Consider the following 12,516-nt stretch of genomic DNA (forward strand, 5'->3'; position numbering starts at 1 on the left):
TTGGCGGGTGAAACCGTCGGCTGAATGCGATGTAGGCTAAAAATGGTCTACTTGGCGTCTAGCGGCTTACCCGTTTGTCGGGCTTGCTTAACCAGGCTCCAGCTAACCTGCAGCAGCCGTTTCATCCGAGTCAACCAACGGTGGTGATCGAAATCGGTACGATAGGAGGACCGCGGAGTGGAGGTGGCTTTGCATGGGCAGGCGGCGCCCTTGTATACTGGTGATGTAGAGTTTAGTCACTCGGGGAACGGGTGGGGGCGATGACGATGACGATGCTTCGGAAAACATTTTCGTTTCAAGCGGCGATTACGGTTCGGGCGCCTGCCGTTGCGATCTATGATGCTTTGCTAGTGGCCGAGAACCATTTGCGCTTACACCCGTTGATTGTCGCCGTTCGGAGGCTGAATGAAGGTGAGAACCCCGATGCGATCCGCGTCGAGATTACCGATCATATTCGAGTGCTGGGGCTATTTCACGTCGTCAAGAAGTACGAAGCCAGCTTTACGGGAATGGAGCGTGGCCGCAGACTAACGTTCGAGACCTTTACTTCGCCCCGCATTCATGTGAAGAGTACAATTACCTTGAGCAGCGGCCAAATGGACGGAGAAACGCGGGTGGAAGAGTCGGTGCAGGTGGAGGCGCCGGCACTGTTGGTCGGGTTTGTGAGGAAGCAGATCGTGGCTGCGCACGGGGAAATGCTGGCGAAATTGAAGATGTTGATGGAAGAGTAGATCGTGACCGGAAGTCAGTGCAGGTAGAACGAGAAAAATGGCGAACAAATGTTCTGTTATTCTCCGGAAAATGATGGTATACTGAGAGAGTACAATTGAATCTTGGGTGGGGGTGGTGTCCCTTCGAAAGGGGGTGATGCCATGAAAGTAGAAGCAGTGATTACGATCATGATTTTGTTCAGCACCTTTGTTCTTGCCCTACTGACATACATCTCGAACAACTTTAAGAAAAAGTAAGAACCCACCCTAAGGTTAGCGCCACAGGTGGGTTCTGTCCATTTTCCGACTCTGGAAGGGAACGTCCTATCCAAGCCAATTGTTCAGCCGAGTGTTACCGCACTCGGCTTCTTAATCACTATGATAACACAAGTGCAAAAAGAAGTGAAATTGAAATTGTGTAGAAGTCAATAGATCAAAATGATTAAAATGATTATTGAGGTAAACAGAATGGAAATAGAATTGGAAATGATCCGATTGACAAAGGCTCAGTTTGAAGAGCTAATTTTTGCGTGCGAAAATGGCAGGTACAAGGTCCTGTATTTTCTGGACAAGCTGACAGGTGGGCTGGGACTCATTCGAGGATAAGGAAGCTTTCACGGCAACCATTCGAAGAAGAGTGGTATCAATTCAAGGCTCAAGGACATCGCGAACGCGTGTTGAAGTTGTTTGAAGAAGAGGAATTAATAAAGTTGATCATTGTGTGAAATGGATGACTAAATTGAAAAAGAAGAAACGAAAGCATACAAATAAGAAACATCTGACTAAGAGTGTTTATTTGAGCTCTTATGATCAGGATGATACCTTTTATATGTTAATCGATTTCACTGAAGGCGGATTTCCTTTTGGAATCACTTGGGAAGAGTATTATGATAACATCTTGGACTATAAACCGGATTACTTTTATATATCCGAGATTTCCGGCGATAAAATATTGGGATTGACGTGGAAAGAGTATTTGAAGGAGTTGGATAAACAATTTTTAACTTATGAATAGAGGTTTGACAAATGCCCTATCCAATGGTTCATCTGGCCATATCGATCAAGCTGTACGAGTTGTGCGGAGTTGAGAGATCGCCGGAATTTTTGTTGGGCGGCATCTCCCCGGACAGTATCCACATGAGACCAAATGCCGGGAAAACGGAGAAAGCGACCACCCACTTGGATTTGCTGCCACTCAATCGACTGCCCGCGGATTTTGATATGCTCCAGCACGTCCAATCGTTCCTTGAAGGCCATTTGGCAAAAGCGGATAAGGAGCATGTTAGTTTCGTGAAAGGATATGCAACTCATGTGCTCACGGATGTGTTCTGGCTGCAAACGGTGCAGGTGGAATATAAGAGGGATCGGCCCGGTGAGCTGACGAAAGAAGAAATCCGATCGATCTATTCGAGCGAGTGCGATCAAGTCGATTATGCTTTGTACCAGTATTCGGGTTGGCGACCGGCCGTTTGGGATCTCTTGCGGCAGGTAAAGAGCAGGGAGCTGAGAGGGGTATTGGCGGAAGTGGAAATCTGTATGTGGCGTGACCGCGTACTGGGGATCTATGACACGATTGGGCGACAGCCTCCGATGGTGCCGAAGTACATCACCTTTGAGCGGGTGTTACGTTTTATAGAGGAAGCGGCGCATGAACTGATCGCTCAATTCAAGAAGATGGGTGTACCCTTAGTGGAATAAGATTGTGCCTAAAGGATGGGGCAACAATGGATGGAAGTCTGATGATTGAACTCGTGGGATTTGATAGTTCCTGTCAAACGGGAAAATTGCTGCTTCGAAAGCAATCCATCGTCTTTCTGGCGAATGAAGAGGAGATGACGGTTTCGCTTCAACCTAGGACCCGCAAGGAGTATTTTTATTTGGATTGCATCGAAAATACGCTGAGCTGGTTCAAATATGTGGCGCATGTTGTCCGGTCGGATGGGACGGAGACGGATGTGGTGGCGACTTTGTTTCTCAAGGAAGAGGGGGATGTGGAGCGATTGAAGGTGTTTTTGGCTGATTTGCTGCGCAGCCAGCGGGATGCCGCGAGTGAAACGGAAGGAGGCCGTATGGCGGCTAAACCACAGAAGTCTCCTGGTAGGGGATGGCTGTCGCATCGAAAAAAACGGTATTAGCGTAAAAGCCCTGACCGAGCGGTCAGGGCTTGCGGTGCTATTCCGTCCGCACACGTGGGGGCAGAGGGCCCATGTACTGATGCAGCGCACATTCGATGCGGCCGTTGAACAGCTTGCGCTTTTTGTCCGACGGCTTGCCGAAGTGGTGCTCGAACTGCTTGTCCGGGCTCAGGATGAACGCCGACCACGTCTCGTGGCTGCGGAAGATCGAGCCGAGCTGGCGGATCACTTTGTCCGCCTCGCCGGAGGTGCCCAGCCGCTCGCCGTAAGGCGGGTTCGTGATGAGGCAGCCGTAGTCGCCTTCCGGCTTCCACTTCGAGACCGGCTGCTCGTGGAACGTGATCTCACCGGATAGTCCGGCGCCCTTGGCGGCCGCGAGCGCGACACGAATCGCCTCCTCATCGATATCGGAGCCGAAGATGTCGAGCGGCTCATCGTCGCGGACGAGGTCGAACGCTTCGTCGCGGGCTTGCTCCCAGAGCGTCTTCGGCACGACCTCCCACGCCTCCGCATCGAAGCTGCGCCGCAGCCCCGGCGCCAAGTTCCAGCCGATCATCGCGGCCTCGATCGGAATCGTCCCCGACCCGCAGAACGGGTCGTGCAACGGCCGACCCGGCCGCCAGCGGCTCAACAGCACCATCGCAGCCGCCATCGTTTCCTTGAGCGGCGCTTCGGTGACAAGCTTGCGGTAGCCGCGCTTGTGCAGGCTCGAGCCGGTCGTGTCGAGCGTCAGCGTGGCGATGTCGTTTAAGAGCGATACCTCGATGACGTAGCGCGGCCCGTTCTCGGGGAACCAGTCGGTCTGGTAGCGCTGCTTCATTTTTTCTACGACCGCCTTCTTCACGATCCCTTGACAGGCCGGCACGCTGGACAGCTGCGACTTGTGCGAGCGCCCTTGCACCGGGAATTCGGCATGCCCCGGAATGAGGTCCGACCAAGGCAACGCCTTCGTCCCTTCGAACAGCTCGTCGAATGTCGTCGCCTTGAACGCCCCTAGCTTAATCTGGATACGGTCGGCCGTCCTCAGCCACAAGTTAGCCCGGCATATCGCCAGCGCATCGCCCATGAACGAGATTTTCCCGTTGTCCACTTTCACTTCCTCGTAGCCGAGGTCGCGCACCTCGCGCGCCACGATCGCCTCCAGCCCCATTGGGCATGCGGCAACCAGCTCCAATCGATCCATCAAGTCCATTCACTCCGTCTATTTAGCCTATGTTTGCGATCCGGTTAGGGAAATCATACAATTAAGTATAGGCGAAACGGCTAAACGATACAAATAAAGCCCGTTTTGAGTGGGTGAACTTATGGATGGAGGAACACAAATGACAGAGCAGACATCGCCAATGAGCGCGGAACGATATGCGGAGAGCTTGTACGCACAAGATGAAATGCTGAGCCGAGTGGAGGAAGGGATCCGAGCGAATGGGATGCCGGAAATTTCAATTGCCGCAGGATATGGGCGTCTGCTGACGCTGCTCGTGAAGCTGAGCGGGGCGAAGCGGGTGCTGGAAATCGGCGCGTTGGGCGGCTATAGCGGGATCTGTTTGGCACGCGGGCTAGAGGAGCAGGGGAAGCTGGTCTCGCTCGAGCTGAAGCCGGATTTCGCTGAGGTAGCTCGACGGCACTTGACTGAAGCTGGTTTCGGGGATCGGGTGGAGTACCGGATCGGCGAGGCGCTTGACAGCTTGGATGTTTTGGAGCAGGAGGGTGCGAGGTTCGACTTCTACTTTATCGATGCGGACAAAGGCAATTACGTGAACTATCTGGAGCGTGCGATTCGTTTGGCGAACCCGGGGGCGATCATCGTGGGCGACAATGCGCTGATGCACGGACGGGTGGTCGATCCGGCGGTCACGTCCAATTCGGTGCAAGTGATGCGGCGGTTCAACCAAATGATGGCGACCGATCCGCGACTCGAGAGCACGCTTTTGCCGGCGTATGACGGGTTGTGCATTGCGCGGGTGAAAGGCTAGTTGGATTGTGTTTTGAATAGGAACACTTGTGCGGAGTGAGGAAAATAGGTAAAATATAGTTACAATTGAATCTTGGGTGGGCATGGTTTCCCTTCGAAAGGAGGTGAAGCCATGGAAGTAAAAGACGCATTGACGATTATGTTCCTATTCGGAATGCTCATCCTTGCTCTTCTAACATACATCAATTCGACCAACAAGAGAAAGTAAAAACCCACCCAAAGGTTGACCGCCGAAGGTGGGTTTTATTCCTATGCGACTTTGAAGGGAATTAACCATCCAAGCCAATTGTACTGACCAAGTGTTCCAGCACTTGGTCTTTCTAATCATATGTTAACACACTCTAGGTGTCGCTTCAAACATAAAAATATGGATACAATGTCCAGGTTAGCAGAAAGGAGTGAAAGGTATGGGGGAGCGGGCAGCGTGGAAGGGACGAGCGGAAGGGAAGAATTCTTCTGTAGTTCGCGAACAATCGGAAATCTACGAAGGAATGCCATATGAACCTGGTGACGAGAAAAATATGCGTTACGAGATTGTTGACGGAATCCGATATCATATGCAGCCTTCACCTGTGGTAAGTCATCAAGTGCTGAATACTACTCTGTACACCGCGTTGCACTCGAGCTGTCAGTTGGATGGTATCGTTATGATTGCACCGATGGATGTGCATCTCGGGAAAGGCAATGTAGTCCAGCCGGATCTGATTTTAATACGAAATGATAATGCATCGGTAACGGTTCGCAAATGGATTTATGGCGTCCCCGACTTGCTCGTGGAGATTTTGGCTCCTAGTGGAGGAGCGCACGATAAAATACGAAAAAAAGAGCTTTATGCCCGTTTCTGCGTACCTGAGTATTGGATCGTTGATCCGGTTCACGACACGATCGACCTCTTCAAGCTGGATGAGAGTGGACAGCACTACAGGTTGGAAAGGACTTACGGTAGAGGGGACAAACTGTTGTCCGGGCGGTTGCCGTGTATCCAACTGGACTTGGAGCGAGTGTTCGCCGCGATCGACCGATTCAGGGACACTGAGTAGCCTCTGCAACCCAATAGCGATCCGCCGTCACTTTTTTTTTCGGCAAAAACCGGCATTTAATGAAATAACGATTTGCCATCGCCTTATTGCGGCCCGACAAACTGAGCTTCAAGCCCTCGATTCGATCCGGCAAGTTCGGGTAGTCGCGCTCCCGCAGCTTGTCGAACGTCAACCCGAAGTAGTATTTCATCCCGTTGATCGTGTTGTACGTGATTTGATAACCGTGCCGAACGGCTTGCTCGAGCTGCTCGGGAAACTCGGCCGCATAGTCGATCAAGTTGACGAACGACAGCTCCCCTTCGCGGATCCCCGCGAACGCTGCGAACGCTGCGACGTCCTCTGCCGCCGCGAAGCGGAGCAAATCCTCTTCGCTCATCCCCGAGCTCCGCGCCGCCTCGATCGGAATAGCGGTATTCTACGATACTTGGACTCTAGTTGTCTCTGACATGGTCAGTTAGCCCCCTGATCGATCAAACAAATGGCACGCAACCCAATGGCTTTTGTGTACTTGGCTTCACAGTTGGCCTCGTTGCACGTGAAAAACGGAAATTTGGTTCATAGTTTGTGTTTTTAGGTTCACTGCGAGTTCTCCCGTCTCTTCAGCAGAAGGGGGAAACTCCCTCTGCTGAAGGACGTTTTGAACCGTTTGGAATTTTCTCGTGTTGTGCAGGCGTCTACGAATCCTTGTACCCGACCGACAGGCTTCCTGCCTTGGCGGACGCTGAAACAGAGGCCACCTCGACGGCACCGGCATGCGCTGTGGCCAGCGCCGGCGGCAGCCAGCCCGCGTTCGCCGGCTTCGGATGACGGTAAGCGCCGTCCGCCGGCAGCGGTCGATCGCTCCAGCGCAATCCGTCTCCGTTAAACTGTGGCATCCAAGGCGCGAGCGCCTCGAACATCTCGTCGCACATGCGCCACACTTCGTCGGTGTTGCATACCGCCGAAGTGAGCGGATCGTGCAGCACGGCCAGCCGAACGAGCTCGCGGTTGCCGGTCAGCGCCGCCTCGACCGCCATCTCCTGCACGCTGATGCTCGTGCGGCAGGTCGCGGCGCATTGCAGCGGCAGCGGACCGACCCAGGCGGGGCTGATGCCATTGCCATCGACGTAACAAGGAATTTCGATCGTGCTGCCGTTCGGCAGGTTGGTGATCAAATCGCGGTTGCCGATGTTAAAGTGGCCGCGGTACGGCCGACCGGTCTCGATCGCTTCAATAAATGCAGAGAAGCTCCTACGGGTTTATTTTCACGGAATCCGTCGCTCCGCTCGATATTCAGCTTCGCTCGATCGGCTGGGAGCATCGGACTTCAACGGATTACGATTGGGACGGCACCAAACGACGTGAAGGCATCAGCCTCTTGCTTCAATACACGCTTAAGGGTTCGGGCATCTGGATTACGGCGGTGTGACGCATCGGGTCGAGCCGGGACAAGCGATGCTGCTGCGCATCCCGTCCGAACATCGGTATTATTTGCCTGCGGAGAGCGAAGGCTGGGACTTCTTGTTCGTCATGCTCCAAGGGAAAGCGGTCGACGCGTACTGGCAGCTGCTGGTGAATGAGGGCAAGGCGCCGCTCGGCAAATTCGCCCTGGACCATCCCGCCGTCCATTTCCTCATGGATACGTATAGAGAATGTACGAGTCCGGGACCCGGAATCAGCAATGCGTACCAAGGGTCGGCGATTGCGTACCGGCTTCTGATGGAGCTGCTGCGAAGCTCGTTCCAAACGGCGGATCCCGTCCCGGCTGCTCTGGATCGCATCGAACCGATCGAGCGGGCGGGCGATCGCCCATATGCGCGCCAAATACGCCGAGCTGAACGGCCTGGATGAGCTGAGCGAAGCATCGGGGCTGTCCAAATACCATTTCAGCCGACTGTTCCACCGGACGAAGGGCGTGACGCCGCTGCATTATTTGACCAATATCCGCATGGAAAAAGCGGTGGAGCTGCTGCGTCATTCCACCCTGACCGTAGAAGAAATAGCGGCGGGTGTCGGTTATGCGAGCGGCAACTATTTTTGTAAAGTGTTTCGATCGAAAACGGGCAGCACGCCTGGACAATTTCGTGCGGGAAAAGGGTTTGCACCGGTTGATTTCCTCTTGTTCAAGTAATGCTCCAGCCCTATTCTAGCAACCTGTTCTACCAATTCGGAAACCGATAGCTTACTATAAGGGGAGAAGGAATTGGCGCTGCGCAGGGAGGAATGCTAATGCAGGTGAAGCTGCTGTTCGTGTATGGGACGCTCCGCAAGGGCGGGGAAAATCATTACTTCATCCAATCCGTGCCTTGTTGGGCGGAGCGGGCCTGGCTGCAGGGAACACTGGCCGATACCGGCAACGGCTATCCTGCTTTGGTGCTGAGCGAGGGAGGCCGTGTGGCAGGCGAGCTGTACTTGGTCGACTGGGACGGCATCGGGAAAAGCTTGGACCGGTTGGAGGATTATTGGGGGCCGGGCGATGCGCGCAACGAGTACGAGCGCGTGGAAGTGCAGGTTGAGACGGACCGCGGTCCCGTACAAGCATGGACATATGTGTATTCGGAGGAGCAGGCGGCTTCGCTGCGCGTCATTTCGTCGGGCGATTGGATGGTACGCGGCGACGGATGAGCGAAAGCTCCGAATGACGATAGAGAAGCGGGTGAGGACATGACGACGGAGCCGGTTTTTGAAATAGCGGTAAGAACATTGGCGGAATATGCGTTCCGCAGCGGCAGCATCGATGCCGGCTTCCGGTCGGCGAGCTCGCTGGCGGACGGGGTGAAGGCGCATCAGAAGCTGCAGCTGCAGTATGGCGAACAGGACCGCAAGGAAGTACACTTGAGGGAAGAAATCGCCTGCGACGGGCTTGCGTTCGTGCTGGAGGGCCGATGCGACGGGCTGCTGCAGCACGAGGAGGGCGTGACGATCGAGGAGATCAAGTCGACCGCCTCCGATATAACGAGTATTGAGGGAGACGGGTATCCCGTCCATTGGGCGCAAGCGTACGGCTATGCCTACATGTATGCGGTTGCGAACGGGCTGCCGGCGATGCGGATTCAGCTTACTTATGTGCACGTGGAGTCGGATGCGAAACGTTGTTTCATCCGTGTCGTGCCGATGGAGGAGCTGGAGCGCGAGGTGATGATCATGTTGCGGGCTTATGCGCCGTTTGCGCGTATGCTGGCTGCGCATGGTGAACGCCGGGACGCCTCGATCGAGCAGTTGAGCTTTCCGTATGATACTTATCGGCCGGGCCAACGCAAGCTCGCCGGCGCGGTGTACAAGTCGATCGAGGAAAGCCGCAAGCTGTTCGTCCAAGCCCCGACGGGCATCGGCAAGACGATCTCGACGACGTTCCCGGCCGTCAAGGCGATGGGGCGCGGCTTCGTACAGCGCCTGTTCTACTTGACGGCGCGGACGATTACGCGTACCGCGGCCGAGGATGCGTTCGCGCGCATGCAGGCGAACGGTTTGATGCTGCATGCCGTGACGATCACGGCCAAGGACAAAATCTGCTTCCAGCCGGAGGTCAGCTGCCGCAAGGAGGACTGTCCGTTCGCGGACGGCTACTACGATCGGATCAATGGGGCGCTGCTCGATCTGTTGTCCGCGGAGACGCTGATGACGCGCCCGGTCATCGAGGCGTATGCGCGCAAGCACCGCGTCTGCCCGTTCGAGCTGTCGCTCGACGCCGCTTACGTGTCGGAAGCGGTCATCTGCGATTACAATTATGTGTTCGATCCTCGCGTCTCGCTCAAGCGTTGGCTGGCGGAGCAGAAACGATCGGCGGCATTGCTGATCGACGAAGCTCATAATCTCGTCGACCGGGGGCGGGACATGTTCTCCGCGGCGGTGCGGAAAGCCGATTTTCTGGCGCTTCAACGCGAGATGAAGGGGAAGCACGGGGGTGTTTATAACGCCGCAAAAGCGGTGAATGATTATATGATCGCCGTTCGCAAGGAAGGAGCGGGGGAGAGCAGGCAACGCTCTGTGCCGGAACGTCCGGATAGGCTGAACGAGCTGCTGGAAGGTTTTGTTGTACAAGCTGAGCAAGCTTTGCTGTCGATGCGCACCGAGAAGCAGCTGCTGGACTTGTTTTTCAGCGCGCTTGCGTTTACACGCATTCACGAGCTGTATGACGAGCGATTCGTGACGTTCTACGAGATGGACAAAAGCGATGTGCAGGTGAAGCTGTTTTGCCTTGATCCATCGCATCTGCTGCGCCAGATGGGCAAAGGGTTCCGCTCGCATATTTATTTTTCCGCCACGCTGACTCCAGGCTCTTACTATCGGGACATGCTGGGAGCGGAGGAGGACGACTACGGTCTTGCCGTTCCTTCGCCGTTCTCAAGCGAACAGTGGAAAATTCGAGTCCATCCGGTGTCGACGCGGTACCGGGATCGGGAGCAATCCAAGGAGACGATCGCCTCGATCATCCGGCGGCTGGTAGAAGGGCGCAAAGGGAACTATTTGGTCTTTTTCCCGTCCTACGCCTACATGGAGAGTGTGCTTGCTGAGTTTGTGGAGGTGGCGGAGGTAGCAGCGGGGGGTGGTGAACCGTTCGACACCTTGGTGCAGCAGCCGGAGATGAGGGAGGAGGAGCGGGAGCAGTTTCTGTCTGCTTTCTCTGCGAGCAACTCGCGCACGTTGGTCGGTTTTGCGGTGTTGGGCGGTATTTTTTCCGAAGGCATCGATCTGGTGGGGGACCGTTTGACCGGTGTCGTTGTGGTCGGGGTGGGCTTGCCTCAGGTCGGGCTGGAGCGGGAAGAAATCAAGCGGCATTTTGACGAACAGGGGAAAAACGGCTTCGAATACGCCTACGTGTTCCCGGGGATGAACAAAGTGCTTCAGGCTGGAGGGAGATTGATCCGTTCGGAGGAAGATCACGGGCTGCTGCTGTTGATCGACGATCGGTACGTCCAGCCGCGGTACAAGCGGTTATTGCCGGACGAGTGGTTGCATTTTCGGATTTTTCGAGGGGAAAGTTGGAGCCTGGCTGACTATCAGACGGAGTCGTATTAGGTAGACATTGGCGGGGAGGGAATCGGGATGAGAACGAGGGCGATCGCGTGGCTGCTGGGAATGGTGATTGTGTCGGGTTTGTTTGTCCGTTATCCGCTTGGAATCGGGTTTGATACGAGGGAGCCGGCTGAGGAGGAAGTGAGGGAACAGGCGTCTGCGGTGGAGCTGGGGACAGGGACGGTTGTGCCATTGGAGATTTCTGCGGCTGCCGCTGGACAGGTGGTTGTGACGCCGACTTCGGATGAAGTCTCTGTTGTGGAGGGGGAGGCCATTCCGACTGTTCCTGTCGAAGTGCTACTCGTTGCTGAGGCAGCGGCAGTAGAGGCTGTGGAATTGCCGCCTGCTGAAACCGCCTGGTACTACGATGAGGAGCAGCATAGCGCCATGCATCTGATCGATGTGCCGATCATCAGCCAACTGCCGGAGCTGTACAATGGCTGCGAAATTACAAGCTTTGCCATGCTGCTCGCCCATCTCGGCAAGCCGATGGACAAGCTCGAGCTGGCCGAGCTGATGCCGCGCGACTATACGCCGGCCGTCTTGGACGAGAACGGGACGATACTCGAGTGGGGCGACCCGGATCAAGGCTTCGTCGGCGACGTGTACGGCAACGATCTAGGCTATGGCATCTATGCGCCCCCGCTGGCTCAGATGCTGGGCGAGCTGTATGAAGGCGGCGCGCTGGATTTGACCGGGCAGGACTTCTCGGCAGTTGAAGAGTCGGTGGCTGCCGGCAAACCGGTGATGATCTGGAACATCGCCACATTCGCGCCGAGCGACGCTTGGGTCACCTGGTACACGTCCGAAGGCAAGGAAGTGACGGCAACGTTTCAGGAGCATTGCGTGCTGTTGGTCGGGTATGACGACACCTATGTCTACATCAACAACCCGTTCGAGCGCGTTCAAGCCCAGGTCGTCGACAAATGGTCGTTCATCGCCGGTTGGGAGCAGCTGGGCAGCAAAGCTTTGACCTATATGTAGGGTCAATATTCTGGAGGATTTCAAAAAGCCGGTCGACTGTCGATCGGCTTTTTTGCGTTTGGAGTTACTTTGGTTTCTCCTCCGTACGGCCAGCACCTTCCGCACTAGTGTACCACCACACCACACCACACCACACCACACCACACCACACCAGTACCCAGTACCGCCAGCAACAAATACCAAACTCCCGTCCAGTAAATATCCGTAATTGGTTTGGTAATAGCTAACTTTCGTTTGTTATTCACTCATCGATCCAAAATCGTCGATAAACAACAAACTTTTGTTTGTTATTAGCTAACTTTTGACTGCTACTGGGGTGGGTGAATGCAGGTTTTTTGGCGGTTAGGATTGGATGAGTTGGAGGCTGGTTGATAGGATAGGTAATCGGATGGTTGATCGGATTTGCGGTTGGATTTGTAGCCGGATGGAGGATATGGGCTCGGAATGGTAGTCGGATTGGCCGGATAGGCAATCAGACGGGGAGTTGGACTGGTGGTCGGGAATGGTGGTCGGATGGGCGGTCGGTTGACGGTCGGTTGGCGGTCGGTTGACGGTCGGATGGGCGGTCGGTTGACGGTCGGTTGGCGGTCGGTTGGCGGTCGGTTGGCGGTCGGATGGGTGGTCGGATGGGTGGTCGGTTGGCGGTCGGTTGGGTGGTAGGACTGCTAGTCGATAGTAGT

General features: G+C 55.1%; 18 protein-coding genes. 15 read left to right on the forward strand and 3 right to left on the reverse strand.

All coding sequences use genetic code 11. The features are described 5' to 3' along the window. Positions 1–266 precede the first annotated feature (266 nt). The 5 genes from PKO02S_RS18910 to PKO02S_RS18925 all read left to right on the forward strand — a co-directional run bounded on the left by PKO02S_RS18910 (position 267) and on the right by PKO02S_RS18925 (position 2,845). Positions 267–731: an SRPBCC family protein gene (locus tag PKO02S_RS18910; protein ID WP_164821546.1), complete on the forward strand. Its 465-nt coding sequence runs from the start codon at positions 267–269 to the stop codon at positions 729–731. A 141-nt stretch (positions 732–872) separates the two neighbouring features. Beyond that, complete coding sequence (locus PKO02S_RS33330; protein ID WP_246067122.1) at positions 873–968, forward strand: putative holin-like toxin; 96 nt, start codon at positions 873–875, stop codon at positions 966–968. Positions 969–1,449: 481 nt separating this feature from the next. Next, on the forward strand, positions 1,450–1,725 hold the full coding sequence (locus tag PKO02S_RS18915) for a hypothetical protein (protein WP_127585407.1): 276 nt from the start codon (positions 1,450–1,452) through the stop codon (positions 1,723–1,725). Between the two features lie 11 nt (positions 1,726–1,736). Next, positions 1,737–2,408: a hypothetical protein gene (locus PKO02S_RS18920; protein ID WP_127585408.1), complete on the forward strand. Its 672-nt coding sequence runs from the start codon at positions 1,737–1,739 to the stop codon at positions 2,406–2,408. Positions 2,409–2,587: 179 nt separating this feature from the next. Beyond that, complete coding sequence (locus PKO02S_RS18925) at positions 2,588–2,845, forward strand: hypothetical protein (RefSeq protein WP_127585409.1); 258 nt, start codon at positions 2,588–2,590, stop codon at positions 2,843–2,845. 37 nt (positions 2,846–2,882) lie between these two features. Here the strand turns inward: PKO02S_RS18925 and PKO02S_RS18930 are convergent, their stop codons facing one another. Beyond that, positions 2,883–4,028: a THUMP domain-containing class I SAM-dependent RNA methyltransferase gene (locus tag PKO02S_RS18930; RefSeq protein ID WP_127585437.1), complete on the reverse strand. Its 1,146-nt coding sequence runs from the start codon at positions 4,026–4,028 to the stop codon at positions 2,883–2,885. A 139-nt stretch (positions 4,029–4,167) separates the two neighbouring features. On the opposite strand from PKO02S_RS18930, the gene PKO02S_RS18935 reads away from it, so the two are divergent. From PKO02S_RS18935 to PKO02S_RS18940, 3 genes are all read left to right on the forward strand, one after another. Further along, positions 4,168–4,818 (forward strand): O-methyltransferase, encoded by a 651-nt coding sequence (locus PKO02S_RS18935; protein WP_127585410.1) that lies wholly within the window; start codon positions 4,168–4,170, stop codon positions 4,816–4,818. Positions 4,819–4,929: 111 nt separating this feature from the next. Further along, positions 4,930–5,025 (forward strand): competence inhibitor ComI, encoded by a 96-nt coding sequence (gene comI, locus PKO02S_RS33335; RefSeq protein ID WP_246067123.1) that lies wholly within the window; start codon positions 4,930–4,932, stop codon positions 5,023–5,025. A 283-nt stretch (positions 5,026–5,308) separates the two neighbouring features. Then, positions 5,309–5,857 (forward strand): Uma2 family endonuclease, encoded by a 549-nt coding sequence (locus tag PKO02S_RS18940; protein WP_281280443.1) that lies wholly within the window; start codon positions 5,309–5,311, stop codon positions 5,855–5,857. On the opposite strand, the gene PKO02S_RS18945 is transcribed toward PKO02S_RS18940, so the two are convergent. Both PKO02S_RS18945 and PKO02S_RS18950 read right to left on the reverse strand, forming a co-directional pair. Continuing rightward, positions 5,841–6,233 carry a hypothetical protein gene (locus PKO02S_RS18945; protein ID WP_127585412.1) on the reverse strand — a complete coding sequence of 131 codons (393 nt, stop codon included), beginning with the start codon at positions 6,231–6,233 and terminating at the stop codon, positions 5,841–5,843. The genes PKO02S_RS18940 and PKO02S_RS18945 overlap by 17 nt on opposite strands. A gap of 298 nt (positions 6,234–6,531) precedes the next feature. Next, entirely contained in the window at positions 6,532–7,071 is a 540-nt protein-coding gene (locus tag PKO02S_RS18950; protein ID WP_127585413.1) for a family 4 glycosyl hydrolase, read from the reverse strand. A gap of 2 nt (positions 7,072–7,073) precedes the next feature. On the opposite strand from PKO02S_RS18950, the gene PKO02S_RS18955 reads away from it, so the two are divergent. The 7 genes from PKO02S_RS18955 (at position 7,074) to PKO02S_RS32460 (ending at position 12,496) form a co-directional block, all read left to right on the forward strand. Then, complete coding sequence (locus tag PKO02S_RS18955) at positions 7,074–7,265, forward strand: hypothetical protein (RefSeq protein ID WP_127585414.1); 192 nt, start codon at positions 7,074–7,076, stop codon at positions 7,263–7,265. Then, positions 7,262–7,687, forward strand: a complete 426-nt coding sequence (locus PKO02S_RS18960) for a hypothetical protein (RefSeq protein WP_127585415.1) — start codon at positions 7,262–7,264, stop codon at positions 7,685–7,687. Before PKO02S_RS18955 ends, PKO02S_RS18960 begins: the two co-directional genes overlap by 4 nt. Then, a complete protein-coding gene (locus PKO02S_RS18965) occupies positions 7,650–7,967 on the forward strand; it encodes a helix-turn-helix transcriptional regulator (RefSeq protein ID WP_127585416.1) in 318 nt (105 codons plus the stop codon). The genes PKO02S_RS18960 and PKO02S_RS18965 overlap by 38 nt, the downstream gene beginning before the upstream one ends. Before the next feature lie 98 nt (positions 7,968–8,065). Next, the gene (locus tag PKO02S_RS18970) at positions 8,066–8,461 is read left to right on the forward strand and encodes a gamma-glutamylcyclotransferase family protein (RefSeq protein WP_164821547.1); all 396 of its coding nucleotides are present in this window, start codon (positions 8,066–8,068) and stop codon (positions 8,459–8,461) included. 39 nt (positions 8,462–8,500) lie between these two features. Next, entirely contained in the window at positions 8,501–10,855 is a 2,355-nt protein-coding gene (locus PKO02S_RS18975) for an ATP-dependent DNA helicase (RefSeq protein ID WP_127585418.1), read from the forward strand. Between the two features lie 27 nt (positions 10,856–10,882). Beyond that, a complete protein-coding gene (locus tag PKO02S_RS18980; RefSeq protein ID WP_127585419.1) occupies positions 10,883–11,836 on the forward strand; it encodes a C39 family peptidase in 954 nt (317 codons plus the stop codon). Positions 11,837–12,328: 492 nt separating this feature from the next. Next, positions 12,329–12,496: a hypothetical protein gene (locus PKO02S_RS32460; protein WP_164821548.1), complete on the forward strand. Its 168-nt coding sequence runs from the start codon at positions 12,329–12,331 to the stop codon at positions 12,494–12,496. Positions 12,497–12,516: the final 20 nt, after the last annotated feature.

The sequence above is a fragment of the Paenibacillus koleovorans NBRC 103111 genome (genome assembly GCF_004000845.1).
Lineage (GTDB): Bacteria > Bacillota > Bacilli > Paenibacillales > NBRC-103111 > Paenibacillus_AA > Paenibacillus_AA koleovorans.